Here is a 21,439-nt window from a genome sequence, read left to right on the forward strand (position 1 = left end):
GGCACTCTCCGGCGACTTCCGCAGCGCAAGCGTTTTCTGAGGTAGGGCTTGCACGGAGGTAATAGCGGAAATGATGACGATTTTCGACCGGCGCCCTTTAGCCCCTGTGACCAGGATTACTTTGCTTGTTTCAGACATGTGTCCTTCCCTCCAGCCATACCGATAGCAGCACGCCGGACCGGGCAGGTTGCATTCCGGGTCCCGGAGCGCACGCCCCACTTGTGTTTGCTAGTTATAGGGCATCAAAGGTGCCGCCAGCGAACGGCTTGCACCGCGTCGCGGCCGCTTTCCGACGAAGGTCCAGCGTTCCGCCAGCGCACGACAGAACTGGCGGTTGGTTCGGATCCACCGACTGAGGAAAAGGCCCTGCCCGTCAGCTCTCGGGGTCATACCCAAACTCGCGGAGTTCCTGCGAGCAGCGGCAAGCTTTGGCGATCTTTGCAGCCCACAGGATGGCGGCTTCGCGCGACGGGAGCTGCAGGACACAGAAGCCGCCATCGAACTCCTTCGTCTGAGGATAGGTTTCGTTTGTGACCGTGCCGTCTGAGGCGACCATGAGTGGCGCGACGTCCGCGTTGATACCACCACCGAACACGTACACGCCTGCAGCCTTCGCCTCGCGTATGACCTCGCGCGCAGCTTCGCCCACGGCGGCAAAGTCCTCGGCGGGGACTTTCATCGCCGTTCCAGGAAAGGAGATAAGGTATTTCGTCATCGTTCGGTCCTTCGGTTGAGGTCGGTGGCTGCCCCATCATCGGATATTCGGCTCCCCACGGGACGGTCGCCAGCTTGCTCCCGTGGAGGATCAGTGGTGCAGCACCGGAAAGACGGCCAGGCCGATCAGCGCGGCGCCGGTGATGATGACCGGCTCAGGCAGCTTTTTGAACTTCAGCAGCAGCGCGGCCGTGCCAAGCGCCAGCAGGATGGTTGGAACATCGATGATCGAACGCTTGGCCAGTACGATCACAGCACCGGTAATAGCGCCAATGGCCGCCGCCGTGACCCCATCGACAAAGGCCAGGATGGCGGGCAGTTTGCCGTACTTCTTGAAGTAAGGAGCAGGCAGTATCGTGAACAGGTAGCATGGCAGGAAGGTTGCCAATGCCGCCACACAGGCGCCAGGCACGCCGGCCACGAGGTAACCGATAAATCCGACCGTGATGACGACGGGGCCGGGTGTGATCATGGCGACGGCTACCGCATCGACGAACTGCTTTTCGTTGAGCCAGTGGTATTCAGTCACTACGCCGCCGTAGAGAAATGGCACGATCGCGAGCCCCGAGCCGAATACAAAGGCGCCTGCCTTGGCGAAGAATACGCCGAGTTGCGTTAGCAGCGACCAGTCCAGTGCGCTGAACAAGCCGCTCGCGGCCGGCACCTGAGTGACGGCCAGGGCGTTGACGCCGCTTTGGCGCAGCCACTTGGGTGGGGCGCGCCAGAACCAGACCAACGCGCCGGCGGCCAGGAACAGCCAGGCGATCTCGGATTCCGTGATGACCGTCACCGCGGCCAGGGTCAGGTAGATCGCCCACAACAGCTTGTCTTTGCCTACGCTCTTCGTGGTCAGCTTATACGCGCTGATGGCGATGATGCCGATGACGGCGGCACCCACGCCGTAGAACACCGACTGCATCCAGGACAGCCCGCCAAAGCGCACATAGGCCCATCCCAGCGCCAGCACCATCAGAAAGGACGGCAGAACGAAGGCCAGGCCAACCAGCGTCGCGCCTGCGATGCGGTAGTGCACATAGCCGAGGTAGATGGCCAGTTGCGCCGCCATCGGCCCCGGCGCCAGTTGTGCCAGCGCGATCCCCTCCTTGTAGTCGCCGTCGCTGATCCATCCCCGTCGTTCTACCAGGTCGCGGTGCATATAGCCGGCCAGTGCTACGGGGCCCCCGAATCCAAGTGTGCCCAGCCGGAGGAAGTAGGCCACGAGGTGCGAGAGCGTGTAGCCAGGCTGCTCGGGTTGCTGCGATGTCACGGCGGCTTGTTGCGTACGAGGCATGGGGATACCGGAGAGGTTGAAGTCAGGATCTCGTGTTTGCCGAGAAATGCGCGTAGAGCGAATCCAGCACCGAACTGATTTCCGCCAACACGGCATCGTCATCCTGCAGGCGCGCGCGTGCACCGGCCAGCATGGCTTCGAAGCCGCTGGATTCAGGCACCGAGATGCCGCCAACGTCCAGCGCATGGACCATAGTGCCGAGCCGGCATAATCCGCGGTTGGTCTCCAGGCCGAAGCTCGACTGCAGCACTTCGAATGAAACGCGATCGCCCACGTGCGTGAAGGTCGCACCATCGAAGTCGAAGCCCAGCGCGTCGTCCGGGCAGTCGGCCGGGCTCTCCAGCCAGAGGAACCGCGCATGGGGATCGATGAAGCGCCGGATCAGCCAGGCGCTCGCCACGCGGTCCACCCACAGGTTGCGGCGCGTGGCCCAACGCCGCCCCTGATACTGGGCGGCATCGCGGCGCGGGATCATTCGTGTGAGGGGTTGGGGCTCGCCTGGCGACTGAAGTGCCTCGACGGCTCGGCGCAAGTCATGCCACTGCGCTTCTGCGCGGGTCGAAGCCTCATTGGGGAAGAAGTCGATCCTGCGGATCGCTTCATATGCGCGCCCGTGGCGGCGCAGCAGTCGACTGAGTTCGGCGCGGTCCTGATCGGAGAGCGCGTTACGCGCTTCGGACAGGGTGGCCTGCAGTTCGCCATAGTCGGCGCTGCGGTCGAACAAGGTCCGGAACGCGGTTTCTTCTTCCAGATTCGTGGCACTGACTTGCAAAAGCCAGGCCTGGCCGTCTTCCTGCCGAGTTTCGTCGGCGAGCTGGCGCAACTGGCCGACCTGCTCCGCCTTCCCGGGCAGAAGATAAACACCGTCCCGCAGCGCGGCGCAACCGAGAGTCTTGATCGCGCGCCAGATGCGCATGCGAGCGGTGGCACCAGAGGTGGGCAGTGTGACGATCAGCAGGGCCCAGGAATCAGGGGAGGCGGTCATGAGCGCATCTTAAAAGCCCATAACGCATACTTCAATAATGTAGATATCTCTACAAAAAAAGTTTGGGAGCCGGTCAGGAGTGGGGATGGCCTGGCTATTGTCGACAGCCGCGACGCTGCCGATCTGGCGGCGGAGGCTCAGGCAGCGGCAAGCCAGTGGCGGCACTGCCTGTTCCAGACCGATACGAATTCTTTTCCAAACTGTTATACTGTATGGATGTACAGTGCATGGGCTACACCTTCCCGAACCTGCCCGACCGCTGTGCTATGGTGGTTTGCTCCAGGCCCGCCTGAGCCTTCGCCGCCCCGCGTCCACGCCTGTCCCTCCCTTAACGCATTGATCCGAAAGAAAAAAACGTGTCGAGCAAGCAGCTGATTCGCATTCGCGGCGCCCGCCAGCACAACCTCAAGGATGTCGACCTCGACCTGCGCCCCGGCGAGATGACCGTGGTGACCGGGCCGTCCGGCTCGGGCAAGTCCAGCCTGGTGTTCGACACGCTCTATGCCGAAGGCCAGCGCCGCTACGTCGAAACCTTCAGTGCCTACGCGCGCCAGTTCCTGGACCGGATGGATCGCCCGCAGGTCGAGCGCGTCGACGGCGTGCCGCCGGCGATCGCCATCGACCAGACCAACCCGGTGCGCAGCTCGCGCTCGACGGTTGGCACGATGACCGAGCTGAACGACCACCTGAAGCTGCTGTATGCGCGCGCGGCGGAACTGTTCGACAAGCAGACCGCGCTGCCGGTGCGCCACGATTCGCCGGAGACGATCTACGCCGAACTGCTGGCGCGCACGTCGGAAGGGCAGCCGCACCACGATGCGCGGCTGGTGGTGACGTTCCCAGTGGAACTGCCGGAATCGACGACCGAGGAAGAGGTACAGCAGTGGCTCTCCGTCAGCGGCTACACGCGCGTGCAGGCGCAGCGCGTGGTGCAGTCGCCCACCGGGGCGCGCAAGCTGCTGGACGTGGTGGCCGACCGCTTCCGCATCGGCAACGCCGAAAAGGTGCGCGTGGTGGAGGCGATCGAAGCCTCGCTCAAGCGCGGCGGCGGACGCGTCAACATCTATGTGCTGGCCGATGGCGACGATGGTCCGGTGTGGCGCTTCTCCACCGGCCTGCACAGCCCGGAAAGCGACCTGCGCTATGCCGACCCGCAACCCGCGCTGTTCTCGTTCAACTCCGCCTACGGCGCCTGCGAAACCTGCCGGGGCTTTGGCCGCGTGATCGGGGTCGACCTCGGGCTGGTCATTCCCGACGCGCGCAAGTCGCTGCGCGATGGCGCGATCAAGCCGATGCAGACCCCGGCCTGGAAAGAGTGCCAGGACGACCTGATGCGCTACGCCGGCAAGGCCGGCATCCCGCGCGACACGCCCTGGGCCGACATGACCGAGGCCGAGCGCCACTGGGTCGTCCATGGCTCGCCCGACTGGAACGGCCAGTGGAACAAGCAGTGGTACGGCGTGATGCGGTTCTTCAGCTATCTGGAGTCGAAGGCGTACAAGATGCACATCCGGGTGCTGCTGTCCAAGTACCGCAGCTACACCCCGTGCGAAACCTGCGGCGGCGCGCGCCTGAAGACAGAATCGCTGCTGTGGCGCCTCGGCTCGAAGGACAATGCCGACGCCGTGCTCGCCACGGAACGCCGCTTCCTGCCGCGCGGCGTCGACTGGGACCGCAGCCAGCTTGAAGCGCTGCCGGGCCTGACCGTGCACGACCTGATGCTGCTGCCGATCGAGCGCATCCGCCGCTTCTTCGACGAGCTGACGCTGCCCAGCGCGATGCTGGACGACGCGCTCAAGCTCCTGCTGGCCGAAGTGCGCACGCGGCTCAAGTACCTGTGCGACGTCGGCCTTGGCTACCTGACGCTGGACCGCCAGAGCCGCACGCTGTCCGGCGGCGAAGTGCAGCGCATCAACCTGACCACCGCGCTCGGCACCTCGCTGGTCAACACGCTGTTCGTGCTGGACGAGCCCAGCATCGGCCTGCACCCGCGCGACCTGAACCGCATCGTCGAGGCCATGCACCGGCTGCGCGACGCGGGCAACACGCTGGTGGTGGTCGAGCACGATCCTTCGGTGATGCTCGCCGCGGACCGCCTGATCGACATGGGCCCCGGCCCGGGCGAGCGCGGCGGCAACATCATTTTCGACGGCACGCCGTCCGATATCCGCAATGCCGACACGCTGACCGGTGCCTATCTCGGCGGGCGCCGCCGCGTGGCCGATGCCTCGCACTGGCAACGCCGCCCCGTCGACGACGCGCTGCCGCGCATCGTGCTGGAAGGCGCGACCGAGCACAACCTGCAGGACGTCACCGTCGAGATCCCGCTGCAGCGGCTGGTGTGCGTGACCGGCGTGTCCGGCTCGGGCAAGTCCACGCTGCTGCAGGACGTGCTGCATCCGGCGATGGCGCGGCATTTCGGCAAGGCGACGGAAGCGCCGGGGGCGTACCGCAAGCTGACCGGCGCGGACCTGGTCGATGACGTGGTGTTCGTCGACCAGTCGCCGATCGGCAAGACCGCGCGCTCCAACCCGGCCAGCTACGTGGGCGCGTTCGACGAGATACGCAAGATCTTCGCCAAGGCGCCGATGGCGCTGCAGCGCAGCTATACCGCGGGCACGTTCAGCTTCAACTCCGGCGACGGGCGCTGCCCGACCTGCGGCGGCTCGGGCTTCGAGCACGTCGAGATGCAGTTCCTCAGCGACGTCTACCTGCGCTGCCCGGATTGCGACGGCACCCGCTATCGTCCCGAAGTGCTGGAGGTGAAGATCGAGCGCGCCATCGCCGGGCAGCCGCCGCGCGCGCTCAGCATTGCCGACGTGCTGGAACTGACCGTCAGCGAAGCGGCGTCCTATTTCGCCGCCGATGCCGCGGTGCTGCGCGTGCTGCAGCCCATTGTCGATGTCGGCCTCGAATACATGAAGCTGGGCCAGCCCGTGCCGACGCTGTCGGGCGGCGAGGCGCAGCGCCTGAAGCTGGCCGGCTTCCTTGCCGAAGCCGCGCAGGCCACGCCGTCGCGCACCCGCGGCAACACGCTGCCGCGCCGTCTGTTCATGTTCGACGAGCCGACCACGGGTTTGCACTTCGACGATATCGCCAAGCTGATGCTGGCCTTCGGCAAGCTGCTCGACAGCGGCCATTCGCTGATCGTGATCGAGCACAACCTCGACGTGATCCGCGCCGCCGACTGGCTGATCGACCTGGGCCCCGAAGGCGGCGATGCCGGCGGCCGCGTGGTCTGCACCGGCACGCCCGAAGACGTGAAGGGCTGCGCCGGGTCGCATACCGGCCAGGCGCTGATCCATTATGACGCCGCGCTCGGCGAAGCCGGCACGCTTGCCGCCGAACGTGCCGCCGGCGCCGAATCCGAAGGCGTGCCGCTGCAGGCGGTATTGCAGGCACGCCGCGCGCGCCGCGAGATCGAGGGCGAGGACGTGGTGCGCATCGTCAACGCGCACGAGCACAACCTGAAGTCGCTCAACGTCGATATCCCGCACGGCAAGTTCAACGTCGTCACCGGCGTGTCTGGCTCGGGCAAGTCGACGCTGGCGTTCGACATCCTGTTCCACGAAGGCCAGCGCCGCTACCTGGAATCGCTCAACGCCTATGCGCGCTCGATCGTGCAGCCGGCGGGCCGGCCCGAGGTCGATGCGGTCTACGGCATCCCGCCCACCGTCGCGATCGAGCAGCGCCTGTCGCGCGGCGGCCGCAAGAGCACGGTGGCGACCACCTCCGAAGTCTGGCACTTCCTGCGCCTGCTGTATGTCAAGCTGGGCATCCAGCACTGCGTGCATGACGGCGCGCCGGTGACGTCGCAGAGCCCGGAATCGATCGCCGCGCAGTTGCTGCGCGACCATCGCGGGCAGCACGTCGGATTCCTGGCGCCGCTGGTGGTCAACCGCAAGGGCGTCTATACCGACCTGGCCAAATGGGCCAAGGCGCGTGGCAATACGCACCTGCGTGTCGATGGCGAGTTCCTGCCGGTCGATCCGTGGCCGCGCCTGGACCGTTTCCGCGAGCACACCATCGAGCTGCCGGTCGGCGACCTGGTCATCACGCCCGAGAACGAGCAGCAACTGCGCGCACTGCTGGCGCAGGCACTGGAAGCGGGCAAGGGCGTGATGCACCTGCTCGCGCCGCTCGATGGGCTGGACCATGCCATGAGCAACGGCGGCACCGCGCACGTGGGCGAGGTCAAGGTGTTCTCGACCAAGCGCGCCTGCCCCGAGTGCGGCACCAGTTATCCGGAACTCGACCCGCGCATGTTCTCGTACAACAGCAAGCACGGCTGGTGCGGCAGCTGCGTCGGCACCGGCCTGGCGCTGACGCGCGAGCAGCGCGCGGCGTTCGACGATACTGTGCTGGCCGACGACAACCGCGGCCGCGAGCAGAGCCTGCCGTCGGAGGAGCTGGAACCGGAAGGCGTGGGCGAAGCGCCATGCCCCGACTGCCACGGCACGCGCCTGAACCCGGTGGCGCGCGCGGTCACGTTCGACACGCAGGCCATTGTCGACGTGGCGCAATGGACCGTGTCCGATACCCGCCGCTGGGTCGACGGCCTGCGCCTGGCCGGCCGCGACGCCGAGATCGCGCGCGACGTGGTCAGCGAGATCGGCAGCCGGCTGCAGTTCCTGGAAGAAGTGGGACTGGGCTACCTGAGCCTGGACCGCGCCGCGCCGAGCCTGTCCGGCGGCGAGGCCCAGCGCATCCGCCTCGCGGCGCAACTCGGCAGCAACCTGCAGGGCGTTTGCTACGTGCTGGACGAGCCCACCATCGGCCTGCACCCGCGCGACAACCAGATCCTGCTCGACGCGCTGCGCAAGCTGGGCGACAAGGGCAACACGCTGGTGGTGGTCGAGCATGACGAAGACACCATCCGCCGCGCCGACCACATCATCGACATCGGCCCCGGGGCGGGCAAGCGCGGCGGCACGCTGGTGGCGCAGGGCGGCGTGGCGGAGCTTGCCGCGGCGCCGGCTTCGACCACCGGCCAGTTCCTGGCGCAGCCGATCATCCACCCGCTGCAGGCGCGTCGCCCGGTGCAGCCGGGGGCGGCCGGCAAGCCGGCGGATCCGGCGCAATGGCTGACCGTGCACGGCGCCTCGCTGCATAACCTGCGCAACGTGACCGCGCGTATCCCGCTGTCGCGGCTGGTGGCGATCACCGGCGTGTCGGGCTCGGGCAAGTCGACGCTGGCGCGCGACGTGCTGATGACCAACCTGCTCGACGCGGTAGGCCGTTCGGTGCTGTCGTCGCCGGCCACGCGCCGCGCGCGCAATGCGGCGAAGGAAGAGGCCAAGGAGGCAAAGGCGGGCAAGTCGGTGGCAAGGACGCCGCTCAAGGTCGATCACGACTGGTATGGCTGCGACGCCATCACCGGCTGGGAACCGATCGACCGCGTGCTTGAAGTCGACCAGACCCCGATCGGCAAGACGCTGCGTTCGTGCCCGGCCACGTATATCGGCGTATGGGACACGATCCGCCGGCTGTTCGCCGATACACTGGAGGCGCGTGCGCGCGGCTATACCGCGTCGCGCTTCTCGTTCAACACCGGCGACGGCCGCTGCCCCGCGTGCGAAGGGCAGGGCGTGCGTACCATCGGCATGAGCTTCCTGCCGGACGTGAAAGTGCCATGCGACGTCTGCCACGGACAGCGCTTCAATCCCGAGACGCTCGCTGTCACCTGGCGCGGCAAGAACATCGGCGATGTGCTGACCATGGAGATCGACGAAGCGGTGGAATTTTTTGCATCGATGTCCAATATTGCGCACCCGCTGCAGCTGATGAAGGACGTGGGGCTGGGCTACCTGACGCTGGGCCAGCCGTCGCCGACGCTGTCAGGCGGCGAGGCGCAGCGCATCAAGCTGGTCACAGAACTGAGCAAGGTGCGCGACGACATCACGCGCCGCGGCCAGAAGGCGCCGCATACGCTGTACGTGCTGGACGAGCCCACCGTCGGCCTGCACATGGCCGACGTGGCGCGCCTGATCCGCGTGCTGCACCGCCTGACCGACGGCGGCCACAGCGTGGTGGTGATCGAGCATGACCTCGACGTGATCGCCGAGGCCGACTGGATCATCGACCTGGGGCCGGAAGGCGGCGCGGGCGGCGGCACCATCGTCGGCGCAGCCGATCCGGAGTCGCTGGCGCGGATCCAGGCCAGCCATACCGGCGCGGCGCTGGTGCCGGTGCTGGCGCGTGGCAAGGCCGGCACGCAGCAGGCCGGCGCGCGGGGCAAGGTCAGCATGGCCTGAGCCGCTTGCCGCGAGCGAGGGGTGTAGACCGGGCCACCGGCACGGGCACGCCTTTCGCTTGCTCATGGTTGCTGGCGCGCACATCGCGCCCTGAACGGAGGTAACCATGAAGCATATCCGACCCAGCCGACTCCTCGCCGCCGTCGCGCTCGCCGCCGCTGCGATTCCCGCCATGGCGCAGATGACGCCCGGCACGCCGCGCGGCACCTATGATCCTTATTCGCAAGGCGCGCGCAGCACCGACAAATTCGATCCATACACGCAGGGCGCCAACGCTCCTACGCGCCAGGACCTCGCGCCCGCGCCCGAGGCCCAGCCTTCTACCGTGCCGGCGCAGCCTGGCATAGCCACCCAACCCATGCAGCGCGCGCCTGATCCGTACATGGAAGGGACGCGCTGGGTCAGCCCGGAACTGGGCCGCCGACTCGGCCCGCGCAGCCAGTTCCTGGACGGTGCCTGATCTCGAGCGCCTGACAAGGCGATTTTCGCAACGGCCGCTTGCCACGTGCGCGGCAACATGCCGCCGCACGGGCAAGGGCCTTTCCAGCCTTCCCAGTCGGGAGGTCGCGGCAAAATGCGAATGCAACCGGACTTACCGCCTCTTGTAATTCCTGCGCAAGCGCGTGGACTCCACAGCGCGCAAGCGGCCAACGACCAGCTGAGCGTGCCGGATGCCAGAGAGGCCCTGCACTGCGGCCCCGTGCCGTCCACAGGGCTCGCGCGCATGACGGTGGTCAGCTACAACATCCATCGCGCCGTCGGCACCGACCGCCGCTACCGGCCCGACCGGATCGCCGCGGTGCTGGAAGAACTCGGCGCCGATATCGTCGCGCTGCAGGAAGTCGAGTCGGGCAGCAGCAACGACCACACGCTCGAATACCTGGCCGGGCACACCGGCATGCACGTGGTGTCGGGCTTTACCCGCGTGCGCGGCAATGCGGATTTTGGCAATGCGCTGCTCACGCGCTTCGCGCCGCAGGCGGTCAACCAGATCGACCTCACGGTGAAGGGCTGCGAGGCGCGTGGCGCGATCGACGTCACGCTTGCCTGTACCGCATCGGGGCACGCCAGCGCGCTGCGCGTCATTGCCACCCACCTGGGCCTGCGCCCCGGCGAACGGCGCCATCAGGTGCAGCAACTGCTGAACTACGTGGCCGCGGCGCCGCCATTGCCCACCATCCTGCTGGGCGACGTCAACGAGTGGTTCTTGTGGGGACGTCCGCTGCGCTGGCTGCACGCGTATTTCGAACATACTCCGCACACGGCGACGTTTCCCTCGCGCATGCCGATATTCGCGCTGGACCGGATCTGGGTTTCGCCGCGCGCGCACCTGGTGTCGGTGGCCAGCCACCGCTCGCCGCTGGCGCGCGTTGCCTCGGACCACCTGCCGCTGCTGGCCTGCTTTGAGGTGCCGCTGGCAGAAGCGTCTTCCGCCGCCGCGGCCCCGGGGAGCCGTACCGAAGCATCGGCAAGCACACGGCAAACATAGGAGCACGATGATGAGACAGAGCGACGACAACTACTTGCGCAGGCGCGCCGACAAGCAGTATGGCGGCAACGAACAGGGCTACAGCGGCATTCCGGCCCAGTCGCGCAACCGGCGCCAGCGAGAACTCAGCGGTGGCCGCTACGGCAATGCCGCAGAGCGGTTGCCGCGCGACCAGACCCAGGACGTGACGCCAGGCGATGAAGAGTGGTATGGGCTGTACGTCGAAGAATGGCGCTGGCCGGCCGAGCGCACTTATGCCGGCAGTGGCGGTGACGACGGCCGCTACGAGGATGAGTGGTCGCGGCGCAGGCCGGCGGGCGGGGGCCGCGGCCGCTACGAGCGCGATGACCGCGATGGTGGCTATGGCGCCTATGGTGGCTATGGCAGGGACTTTGGCGGGGGCTATGGCGAGCCTGAGCGCTATGGCTACCGCTGGCAGGACGAGCGCTATGAGCGCGAAGCGCGCGGGTATGGCGACATCGGCAACGAGTGGGACACTGCCTCGCAGCGCCGTCCCGCCGGCCCACGCAACTACCGGCGCGACGACGACCGCATTCACGACGAGGTCTGCAACCGGCTGGCGCGCGATGACGAGCTCGATGTCAGCGACGTCGAAGTCCGCGTGCAGGAGGGCGTGGTGACGCTGGAAGGCAAGGTCAACGACCGCCGCACCAAATACGATATCGAAGACATTGCGGAGCGCGTGTTCGGCGTGCAGGACGTGATCAACCACATCCGCGTGCAGCGCTACGGGTTGCTGGCTTCGGAATAAGGCCGGGGGAACGCTGCAGAATAAGGGCGCAGCGGAAGGACGAGGGCGCGGGCGGCGGCGCAGGTTTTCTGCGCCGCCGCCGTTCTTCCGTTGGGCCGGGTTTAGGTTGGCCTGTGCTTTAGTCCTCGGTGCGCCGGGGCGGGTGCGGCGGGTGCTCTTCGCGATCGTCGGTACGGTCGGCCTTGTCGACCGGCACCTCGGCCGGAAGTCCTTCGGCCGCGCGCACCACTTCGTCGGCAATCTCTTCTTCCGGGATTTCGTCTTCCGGCGGCATGTGCGCTTCTTCGTCGCGCTGCCGGATCTCGCTCTCCATGTGGTTTTCGATGTCGCTGGTCTCTTGCTCGAGGTCCGGATCCAGCGTGCTGGGGATATTGCCGGCCTGCGCCCGCGCGGCGCCCGTCGCGGTCTTGTCGCGCGGGCGGTCGCCGCCGGCGGAAGCTTGCGCGCCGTCGCGCCGCGTGCCGCTGGTGCTGCCGACACGGTTCCCGTGGCGGGCGCCGGTACGTATGGTCTTGCTCATGCTCTCTCCTTGAGGCTCTGCCTGGGTCATTCCCGCGCGGTCCAGTGTGGCCTCGCGGCAGCGCTCAGGTGTTCTCCACCGGGGGTTCGCTTTCCTCCGGATTGCCGCCTTGGCGCTTGACGGAAGGCGGCTCGCCGTTCTCGTCGGGAATGTCGTGCTCGTGCTCGACGTCGTGGCGGCGGTCGCGTCCCGGCTTGCCGCGCTCGTGCTCGGTGTCGGGCCCGCCCTTGTGCGGGTCAGGCCGTGGCTCGCTGCGGCGCCGGGTGGTGTCATGGTCGGGTTGGCGATGGGTGCTCATGGCGTCTCCAGGGCAATTCATGCCGGTATCTGCGTCGTTAATCCGTACCGGCACGCAGTTCGTCGGATACCGCGGTCACGCCGCGTACCGAGCGCGCCAGCTCCATGGCCATGACGCGCTGCTTGTCGTCCCGCACCGAGCCTTCGAGCTTGACGACGCCGTCCATGGTCGACACGCGGATCTTTGCCGGGTCGAGCGTGCGGGCGTTCGCCAGGCGTGCCCGGACCTCCGAGGTAATGGCGCGGTCGCTGGCGATCTCGGTGTCGCGCGGCGCGGCGGTGCGGCCCGTCGAGGATGGGGCCGCCGGGGAATCGGCGGGGCCGGCGGACACTGCCGGCGCAACTGCCATGGCCAGTACCGCCAGCGGCAGCGCCAGGCGGCGAATGCGGGAGCGAGTACGTAATTTCATGGCGATCCTCCTGTCCTCCTGTACGGCGCACCGTACTGCATGAGCGGCGGGCTGCGCAACGTTGCCCGCACCTGCTCCCAGACCTGCAAGCTCCGTTCCCGCCGCCACGGAAGTGCATGCGGTACCTGTTGTGCGCCTTGCGCCGCAGCGTGGCGGACCATCCGGCGTCGCTTCGCTGACGGCGGGCGCCGTACTTTTTACAGTAGCTGCAGAAAGTGCATGTGTCTCGCGGCGAGCGTAAATGGTGCCGGCAGGACCGCCCTCGGCGCAGGCACGCGGACCGGTGGCGCGCCGCTTGCGTACCGTCGTGTGCTTGCGTGCGGACCTGTCTATAGTGAAAGCAATGCTGGCCACAACTGGCGTACGGCATGTGCCGCCGAGCACAACCCGCCACGCCGGCCCTACGCCGCGGCGGCCCCGTTTGCCGCGTGCCAACGGGCCTATCAGCGCAGCCGGCCGGGGGGAGCGGCACATCCTGTTGCGAGGGTTGAAATGAATTTCGCCAGCATCCTGTCCACCGTCATCCTGGCTTCGTCAGTGTCGGTTTCCTCAGCGCCGGTCGAACGCCAGCTGCTCGCGATCACCCCGCTGGACTTCGCCCAGCGCTTCAATACGGTCGCGCAGGACACGGGCTCGGGGTTGACGCTGCCCAGTTTCAAGATCAAGCCCGGCTGGCACCGAGCCGCGCCGAGTTCCGGCGTTTCGGTCCTGGTGCGTGCCAGCCGTTCCGGCTATGCGCTCGATGAAGTGGTGGTGGTCTGCCGCGAAGTCGAGCGCTGCTTCCTGACCATCTGCACCGCGGCGCTTGCGATCGACGACAGCGTCAACCCGCTGCTGCTGCAGCGCTTTATCGTGGCGCGCATTGCCACCGAACTCGGAGAAGTGGGGCTGGTCATGTCCGGGCTTGCCTATATCGTGGTGACGCCGAAGGAAGACGACTACGTCGCCGTCGTGATCCGGCCCTACCTGCCGCAGGACCGCAGCGCCTCGCCCAGCCAGGCGCAGCGCGACCCGCCTCCGGGAGCGGAGCCATTCCATCATGGGCAGGCGGACCCGCATCATCCGCACGGGCTGCAGGATCCGCATGGACCGCATGGACAGCCTGGACCGTATGCGGCGCCGGGCACTCCGCGCCCGCCGCTGACCCCGATCGCTTCGCGAGCCCCGGTTCGGCAAATGCCCAGCTTGTGACGCGCGGCTTCAGGGCTCGCGCAGCAGCAGTGCCACCGGCAGCCCGCCCAGCACGTCGCGCAGCCGCAGGCGCCCGGCGGGCGCTTCGAGCCGGTGGCCGGTCAGCGCGTCGATCCAGCGGCCGGGCTGCGGCGCGCCAAGGTTCAGCGTGGTGTCGCCCCAGCACGCCGGCGGAATGCGCGGCAACGCCGGGTCGACCCGCGCCGCGGACAGCCGCGTGACCACGGTGATGGCCTGGCGCGAGTCGGTGCTGCGCGCAAACGCCAGCACCTGCTGCGCCAGCGTGCCCTGTGCGGCCAGCATGCTGTACTGGCCGTCGGCAAACAGCGTGGGGTCGGCGCTGCGCGCCGCGAGCACATGGCGCACCAGCTGCTGCTTGAGCCGGCCGTCGCGCCAGTGCGCCAGCCATTGCGCCCAGCCCGCGCCGCACGCCAGCCGCGCCTGCAGCCGGCCGTAATCTGGCGCCCGGCGGTTGTCCGGATCGACCAGGCTCAGGTCCCAGCCTTCGGTGCCCTGGTAACGGTCAGGAATGCCGGGGGCGGTCAGTTGCACCAGCACCTGCGCCAGGCTGTTGACGGCACCGGCGGTGGCAATGCGCTGGGCGAAGCGGCCGATCTGCGCCAGCACGCCTTGCGGCCACGCCGCTGCGATGCCGCGCAGGAATGCCTCGCATGCGGCTTCGTATCCGGCGTCGGGGCAGGTCCAGTTGCCATGGCGCTTGGCTTCGCGGATGGCCTTTACCTGCCACGCGGAAATCCGCGCCAGCAGGGTTTCAGGTACCGGCATCGCCTCGCCGGCATGGTCCATCGGCTCCATCGGCCATGCCCCCACCAGCGCCTGGTACAGCATCAGCCGGTCAGCCGCGTCGGGCGCGCGCGGCAGCGTGGCCACCAGCGAGGCGCAGTCGCGTTCCCATGCGGCAACCGCGTCGGCGAAAGTGCCCGGCAGCTCGCTCAGCACGGCCAGCCGCATGCGTGCGTCCTCGCCGCGCTTGTGGTCATGCGTGGCAGTGGCCAGCATCGCATGCGGGCTGGCCAGCCGGCGCGCCGCCATGCGGGCGTGGAACTGCGCCGGCGGCATGGCCAGCTGCGCCGGGTCGCTGCCGACCTCGTTGCGCGACAGCAGGCGGCCATAGCGGTAGAAGGCGGTGTCCTCGCCGGCCTTGGCCGCCAGTGCCGGCATCAGCTGCTGCAGGCGGCGGCGCAGCACGCCGGTGTCGCTCTCCGGCGCTGCCTGCGTGCGCAGGCAGCCGGCGATGAATGCCAGCGCCACGGCTTCGTCCGGCGCCAGGCTGCCACGCGCGGACTGCAGCGCCTGATCGACCATGGCGTCATCGGCATGCGCGGCGGCGGCGTCGCGCGCGGAGGGCTGCGCGTCGTAGTAGCTGCGGTAGACCGGCACGGCCGCCATCAGCGCCATCAGCGCATGCCGCAGCGCCGCCGGCGTGAGGTCGCGCGTGCCCGGCTCCTGCTGCGCGGTGGCGTGCAGGAGGGCGGTCACGCCGTCGCATTCGGCGACGAGGTGCCGCCGCAGCACCAGGCAACGGGCCGCGCGTACATGCGCGGCGTACGGGCGCGCGTCGCCGCTGGTCATGGCCCACAGCGCGGTCAGCGCGGCTTCGCCAGCCTCGTCGTGCAGCACCGCTGCCACGTCGTCCATGAAGTCGTAGCCGGTGGTGCCGTCGACCTGCCAGTCCGGCGGCAGCCGTTCGCCGCTGCCGAGGATTTTCTCGACCACGAGCCAGGGGCGCTGCAGCGGCAGCAGCGGCGGCCGCGCGGCGGCGTGACGGTCGAGCTCGGCGCGCAGGCGGCGGCAGTAGCCGGCGGGATCGGCCAGCCCGTCGACGTGATCCACGCGCACGCCGTCGATCCAGCCTTCGCGCAGCAGGCGGAGGGGCAGCGCATGGACTGCGTCGAAGACCTGCGGGTCTTCCTCGCGCACGCCGACCAGGTCGCTGATCTCGAAAAAGCGGCGCCAGTTCAGCGAGGCGGCCGCGGTGCGCCACCAGGCCAGCCGGTAGTGCTGGCGTTCCAGCAGCGCGTGCAGCCGGGTGCGTCCGGCGTGCTGGGCGGTGTCGTACCATCCGGCGTTGGCGGTGGCCTCTGCGTCAGGGCTGTCCGGCGCCAGCGGCAGCACATGGTCGAAGTAGCGTACGTGGGCCGGCTGGTCGCCGCTGGCCGGCACCCACCGCAGTTCGCCGGCGACGACCGCATCCCAGTACGACTGCCCAAGGATCGGCAGCAAGACCTTGCCATGCAGTGCCGGGTCGCGCGGCGTCCAGTCGATATCGAAGCAGCCGGCATGGGCGCTGGCGCGTCCGTGGGCCAGCACGTCGCGCCACCAGCCGTTATGGGTGCAGTCCGCCGCCATGTGGTTGGGCACGATATCGACGATAAGCCCCAGGCCGGCGCTGCGCGCGCACGCAGCCAGCGCCTTCAGGCCCGCCTCGCCGCCCAGTTCCGCGCGCACGCGGGTGAAGTCGGTGACGTCGTAGCCGTGCGTGGAGCCCGGCCTGGCCTCGCAGACCGGCGACAGGTACAGATGGCTGACCCCAAGCGCGGCGTAGTAGTCGACCACGCCGGCGGCATCGGCGAAGGTGAAGCCAGGATGCAGCTGCAGCCGTGCGGTGGCGTGCGGCAGGCCGCGCGCGGCTGCAGGCGCGGTGGCTGCCGTGGCCGGCATTACCTGGGGCGCGCCGCGGCGGGCTCGCACAGTGTGGCGACGCAGGCCAGTGGCGACAGCATGCCCGAGGACAGTTCGGCGGCAGCGCCGGGCGTGCTCTCGTGCAGCGCCATGTGCTGGTCGCGGCAGGGGTGGCTGGCGGGCACCGCTTCGTCGCCCAGGTTCAGCCACAGGCTCAGCTCCATGCCGTCCACCAGGCGCCAGCGCGCGCACAGCGCCGCGGGGCCGAGGATATCGACGCCGGCGGACTGGCAGCCCGGCAGCCGGTGCAGCAGCTCGCGCCGCCGGATCGACAGCAGCTCGCGGTAGTAAGGGGCCCAGTCGGCGTCGTCCGCCAGCGACGGCCGCGACGCTTCGAAGGTGGCCGGGTCGTTGGGGTCGGGGATGGCGGCGGCACGCGCATCGTCGCCGAAGGCCGCGCTGGCGGCGAATTCGCGGCGGCGGCCGTCGCGCACAGCCCTGGCCAGTTCCGGCGGATGGCTGGTGAAGTAGAGGAATGGCTCACGCGCCCCGGTCTCTTCGCCCATGAACACCAACGGCACCTGAGGGCACAGCAGCTGCAGCGCCACCGCGGCCCGCAGCGCGCGCGGGTCGGCCAGGCTGGCCAGCCGCTCGCCGAAGGCGCGGTTGCCGGTCTGGTCGTGGTTCTGCAAAAAGCTGACGAAGGCGGCGGGCGGCAAATGCGCGCTGGGCTGGCCGCGGCATACGGCGGCGGTGGCGGTGGCGGCGGTGGAGTCGCCTGAGCGGTGCAGCGACGGCTCGCCCTGGTAGGCGAAGCCTTCGGCCAGCACGCGCGCGAGATGGCGCAGCGCGGGCCGGCCCCCCGCATCGCCCGCATCGCTCGCTTCGACCGCGGCGCCGCCGGCGCCGGCGGGTCCGGCGTAGTCGCGGTAGTAGCCGTCGTCCTCGCCGGTCAGCAGCACATGCAGCGCATGGTGTGCGTCATCGTTCCATTGCGCGTCGAAGCCCTGTGCCAGCAGCGCGGCGTCGTTGTCGTCGTTCTCCAGCACCAGGTGCAGGTGGCGCTCGCCGCCAGCGCCATCGGCCAGCATGGTGCGCAATTCGCCAGGCAGCGCCGCGAGCCAGCCTTCGTCCTCGATGGCGTGGACCGCGTCGAGCCGCAGTCCGTCGAAGCGGAACTGTTCCAGCCAGTAGCGCGCGTTCTCGGTGAAGAAGCGCCGCACCTGCGGGCGCCGGAAATCGATGGCCGGGCCCCACGGGGTCTGCCGGTCCGAGCGGAAGAAAGCACTGGCATAGCGGTGCAGGTAGTTGCCCTCTGGCCCGAAGTGGTTGTAGACCACGTCCAGCAGCACCATCAGCCCGAGCGCGTGCCCACGGTCGACCAGTGCGCGCAGCTCGTCCGGGGTGCCATAGCTGGACTCCGGCGCGAACGGCAGCACGCCGTCATAGCCCCAGTTGCGTCCGCCGGGAAACTCCGCCACCGGCATCAGCTCGATGGCGGTGAAGCCCAGCGCGGCGAGCCGCGGCAATTGCTGCGCGGCGCCCGCGAAGCCTCCGCACAGGCCGACGTGCATTTCATAGACGATGGCTTCATGCCACGGCCGGCCGCGCCAGTCGGGGCAGGTCCATGCAAACGCCGCGGCGGCGTCGCGCGCCGGCACCATGCTCGGGCCGTGCACGTCGTCGGCCTGCCAGCGCGAGGCCGGGTCGGGCACGGTGGTGCCGTCGTCGAGACGGAACCAGTAGCGCGCCCCTTCGCAGCACGGCACGATCGCCTCGAACCAGCCATTGGGCCCCGCCGCCATATGGACCGGCCCCAGGCCCGCGATCTCCAGCCGCACGGCGTGGCCTTGCGCAGCCGCATCGGGTGCCCACAGGCGGAAGCGCACGCGCCCGTCGGGCAGCCAGGCCGGCCCGAACAAGTAGTCCGGGGCTTGTTCGTCATTGGAGGAAAAGGCGCGCGAAGACGGCGCGGCAAAGCAATCGAGCGGGCTCAGGCTTGGCAGGACGGACCTGGCACCCGGGGCGAGCAGAAACGGGTTCGCGTTCAAATTCGGCTCCTGCCATCGGCTGGCGTCTGAGTCTGCGGACTGGAAAGTTGCCTTGCGGCGGCCCTAGCGCAATGCGAACTCCATGCCAGCAGAACGGCGTTTTTGCGGCGCAGCGCGCGGGCAGGCGGGCGGCCGGGCCGACAGCTTTGTTACATGGGCGATTGTAGAAAGTACTGCCCGGCATGCGGGGCCCCGCGCATGCGATACCGCACACTGCTTGCCCGTCTCGAGTGTGCTTGCGCGTGCATGGCTATGCGGCGCGCGGACCCCGTGCGCCCGGATCAACCTGCCACGGCGCGCCGCTGGCACGGTGCAGCAAACGCACCGGCACCGGCTCGACATTCCAGATGCGCTCGCAGTATTCGCGGATGGCGCGGTCCGACGAAAAACGTCCGGAACGCGCGCACGACAGAATCGACATGCGTTGCCAGCGATCCGGGTCGGCAAAGGCGTCGGAGACGATCTGCTGGCATTCCATATAGGAAGCGAAGTCCGCCAGCAGCAGGTAGGGATCGTGCCCCGCCTGCGGATCGAACAGCGGGCGGAACAACATCGGATCGCCGCGCGAGAAGAACCCCTGCTGCACCAGGTCGATGACCGCGCGCAATTGCGGGTTACTGTGATAGTAGGCGGCCGGATCGTAGCCGCTCGCGCGCAGCGCATAGACCTCGGGCGCGGTCAGCCCGAAGGGGAAGAAATTGTCGTTGCCGACCGCCTCGCGCAGTTCGATATTGGCGCCATCCATGGTGCCGATGTTGAGCGCGCCGTTCATCGCGAACTTCATGTTGCCGGTGCCGGAGGCTTCCTTGCCCGCCAGCGAGATCTGCTCGGACAGGTCCGCCGCCGGGTAGATGCGCTGGCCGTAGGTGACGTTGAAGTTGGGCAGGAACACCACCTTGAGCCGGTCGCGCACCTGCGGGTCGCGATTGATCACGTCGGCGACCGAGGTGATGAAGCGGATCATCAGCTTGGCGTATTCGTAGCCGGGCGCGGCCTTGCCGCCGAACAGGAAGGTGCGCGGCTGGATCTCGGCGCCCGGGTCTGACTTGATGCGGTGGTACAGCGCGATTACGTGCAGCACCGCCAGATGCTGGCGCTTGTACTCGTGGATGCGCTTGACCATCACATCGAACATCGACGACGGGTCCACCACCACGCCGGTGGTGTCGCGGATCAGCTGCGCCAGGTCTTCCTTGTTGGCGCGCCGCATCGCCTGCCATTGCCGGCGGAAGCCGGCGTCGTCGGCATAAGGCTCGAGCACGCGGATGCGCTCCAGGTCAGAGATCCAGCCATCGCCGATCGCGTCCGTCACCAGCCGCGTCAGCCTCGGATTGGACAGCGCCAGCCAGCGCCGCGGCGTGACGCCGTTGGTGATGCTGGTGAACTTCTCCGGCCACATCGCGTGGAAGTCCTTGAGCACGTCCTCGCGCATCAGCCGCGAGTGCAACTCGGCCACGCCGTTGATGGCGTGGCTGCCGACGCACGCCAGGTTGGCCATGCGCACATGGCGCTCGCCGTGCTCGTCGATCAGCGACAGCCTCGACAGCCGCGATTCGTCGCCGTAGAAGCGGATGCGCACCTCGTCCAGGAAGCGCGCGTTGATCTCCAGGATGATTTCCAGGTGACGCGGCAGCACGCGGCGGAACAGCGGCAGCGGCCAGCGCTCAAGCGCCTCGGGCAGCAGCGTGTGGTTGGTGTAGGCGAAGGCACGCTGGGTGATGTCCCAGGCCTCGTTCCATGTCAGGTCGTTCTCGTCGACCAGCAGCCGCATCAGTTCGGCGATGCCAACCGCCGGATGCGTGTCGTTCAGTTGCACCGCGAACTTTTCGTGGAAGCGCGTCACCGGAATGCCGTCGACGGCCAGCAGCCGCAGCATGTCCTGCAGCGAACAGGCGACGAAAAAGTACTGCTGCTCCAGCCGCAGCTCCTTGCCCTGCGCGGTTTCGTCGTTGGGATAGAGCACCTTGGTCAGGTTCTCCGACGTCACCTTCTTGCTCACCGCGCCGAGATAGTCGCCGCGGTTGAAGGTATGGAAATCGAAGGCCTCGGTGGCATCGGCGCGCCACAGCCGCAGCGTGTTCACGGTATTGACGCGGTAGCCCAGGATCGGCGAGTCGAAGGGCACGCCCGTCACGGTCTTGGCCGGCACCCAGCGCACGCGGTAGTGGCCGCGGTCGTCGGTGTAGTGCTCGGTGTGGCCGCCCAGGCGCACCTGCACCGCCCATTCGGAGCGCTGGATCTCCCACGGGTTGCCGTTGCGCAGCCAGGTATCGGTCTTCTCCACCTGCATGCCGTCCATGATGGTCTGCTGGAAGATGCCGTATTCGTAGCGGATGCCGTAGCCGAGCGCCGGGATCTCCAGCGTCGCCAGCGAATCCATGAAGCACGCCGCCAGCCGGCCCAGGCCGCCGTTGCCGAGCCCCGGCTCGACTTCCTGCTCGAGGATGCGGTCGAGGTCGAGTCCCGCCGCCGCCATGGCCTCGTGCACTTCGTCGAAGATGCCGAGGTTGATCAGGTTGTTGCCCAGGTGCGGGCCCATCAGGAATTCGGCCGAAAGGTAGGCCACGGTGCGCGAAGGCTGGCCCAGGTACGCTTCCGCGGTGCTGATCCAGCGCTGCACCAGGCGGTCGCGCACGGTATGCGCGGCGGCCTGGTAGAGGTCGTTCTGGCTGGCGTGGCCGGGCAGCTTGCCCTGGGTATGGAACACGTGGTCCAGGAACGCGCGGCGCAGGCTGGCGCCGGACAGGGCGGTACGGGTGTCGTCGGCGTGCTCGGGCCGGGTCACTTCCTTCATGGCGGAACCTCCTGCGCATGCTGGTGGG

The 21,439-nt window shown here is 68.3% G+C and carries 13 protein-coding genes and 1 pseudogene; 5 read left to right on the plus strand and 9 right to left on the minus strand.

Annotated features, from left to right (window positions below):
• Positions 1-373: 373 nt before the first annotated feature.
• The 3 genes from VSR71_RS05335 to VSR71_RS05345 form a co-directional block, all read right to left on the minus strand.
• Positions 374-715: a YciI family protein gene (locus VSR71_RS05335; protein WP_342912869.1), complete on the minus strand. Its 342-nt coding sequence runs from the start codon at positions 713-715 to the stop codon at positions 374-376.
• A 90-nt stretch (positions 716-805) separates the two neighbouring features.
• The gene (locus VSR71_RS05340) at positions 806-2,005 is read right to left on the minus strand and encodes a chromate transporter (RefSeq protein WP_342912870.1); all 1,200 of its coding nucleotides are present in this window, start codon (positions 2,003-2,005) and stop codon (positions 806-808) included.
• Positions 2,006-2,027: 22 nt separating this feature from the next.
• A complete protein-coding gene (locus VSR71_RS05345) occupies positions 2,028-2,990 on the minus strand; it encodes a chromate resistance protein ChrB domain-containing protein (RefSeq protein WP_342912871.1) in 963 nt (320 codons plus the stop codon).
• Positions 2,991-3,346: 356 nt separating this feature from the next.
• On the opposite strand from VSR71_RS05345, the gene uvrA reads away from it, so the two are divergent.
• The 4 genes from uvrA to VSR71_RS05365 all read left to right on the plus strand — a co-directional run bounded on the left by uvrA (position 3,347) and on the right by VSR71_RS05365 (position 11,505).
• Positions 3,347-9,244, plus strand: coding sequence for an excinuclease ABC subunit UvrA (gene uvrA, locus VSR71_RS05350; protein WP_342912872.1), 5,898 nt, complete (start codon positions 3,347-3,349; stop codon positions 9,242-9,244).
• A gap of 106 nt (positions 9,245-9,350) precedes the next feature.
• Positions 9,351-9,704, plus strand: coding sequence for an endonuclease (locus VSR71_RS05355; protein WP_342912873.1), 354 nt, complete (start codon positions 9,351-9,353; stop codon positions 9,702-9,704).
• Between the two features lie 114 nt (positions 9,705-9,818).
• The gene (locus VSR71_RS05360; protein ID WP_428979350.1) at positions 9,819-10,733 is read left to right on the plus strand and encodes an endonuclease/exonuclease/phosphatase family protein; all 915 of its coding nucleotides are present in this window, start codon (positions 9,819-9,821) and stop codon (positions 10,731-10,733) included.
• A gap of 7 nt (positions 10,734-10,740) precedes the next feature.
• Positions 10,741-11,505, plus strand: a complete 765-nt coding sequence (locus tag VSR71_RS05365) for a BON domain-containing protein (protein WP_342912875.1) — start codon at positions 10,741-10,743, stop codon at positions 11,503-11,505.
• A gap of 118 nt (positions 11,506-11,623) precedes the next feature.
• Here the strand turns inward: VSR71_RS05365 and VSR71_RS05370 are convergent, their stop codons facing one another.
• The 3 genes from VSR71_RS05370 to VSR71_RS05380 all read right to left on the minus strand — a co-directional run bounded on the left by VSR71_RS05370 (position 11,624) and on the right by VSR71_RS05380 (position 12,732).
• Entirely contained in the window at positions 11,624-12,025 is a 402-nt protein-coding gene (locus VSR71_RS05370; protein WP_342912876.1) for a hypothetical protein, read from the minus strand.
• A gap of 64 nt (positions 12,026-12,089) precedes the next feature.
• Entirely contained in the window at positions 12,090-12,323 is a 234-nt protein-coding gene (locus tag VSR71_RS05375) for a hypothetical protein (protein ID WP_342912877.1), read from the minus strand.
• Positions 12,324-12,360: 37 nt separating this feature from the next.
• The gene (locus tag VSR71_RS05380; protein WP_342912878.1) at positions 12,361-12,732 is read right to left on the minus strand and encodes a BON domain-containing protein; all 372 of its coding nucleotides are present in this window, start codon (positions 12,730-12,732) and stop codon (positions 12,361-12,363) included.
• Positions 12,733-13,224: 492 nt separating this feature from the next.
• Here VSR71_RS05380 and VSR71_RS05385 point away from each other — a divergent pair.
• Positions 13,225-13,749: pseudogene (locus VSR71_RS05385) on the plus strand (malto-oligosyltrehalose synthase); the annotation flags it as partial.
• Positions 13,750-13,932: 183 nt separating this feature from the next.
• On the opposite strand, the gene treY reads toward VSR71_RS05385, so the two are convergent.
• The 3 genes from treY to VSR71_RS05400 form a co-directional block, all read right to left on the minus strand.
• Entirely contained in the window at positions 13,933-16,605 is a 2,673-nt protein-coding gene (gene treY, locus VSR71_RS05390) for a malto-oligosyltrehalose synthase (protein ID WP_342912879.1), read from the minus strand.
• Positions 16,605-18,617 carry an alpha-amylase family glycosyl hydrolase gene (locus tag VSR71_RS05395; RefSeq protein ID WP_342912880.1) on the minus strand — a complete coding sequence of 671 codons (2,013 nt, stop codon included), beginning with the start codon at positions 18,615-18,617 and terminating at the stop codon, positions 16,605-16,607. The genes treY and VSR71_RS05395 overlap by 1 nt, the downstream gene beginning before the upstream one ends.
• A gap of 250 nt (positions 18,618-18,867) precedes the next feature.
• Positions 18,868-21,411 (minus strand): glycogen/starch/alpha-glucan phosphorylase, encoded by a 2,544-nt coding sequence (locus VSR71_RS05400; RefSeq protein WP_342912881.1) that lies wholly within the window; start codon positions 21,409-21,411, stop codon positions 18,868-18,870.
• Positions 21,412-21,439 lie beyond the last annotated feature (28 nt).

The organism is Cupriavidus oxalaticus, from assembly GCF_038900635.1.
In the GTDB taxonomy this organism is placed as follows: Bacteria; Pseudomonadota; Gammaproteobacteria; order Burkholderiales; family Burkholderiaceae; genus Cupriavidus; species Cupriavidus oxalaticus_B.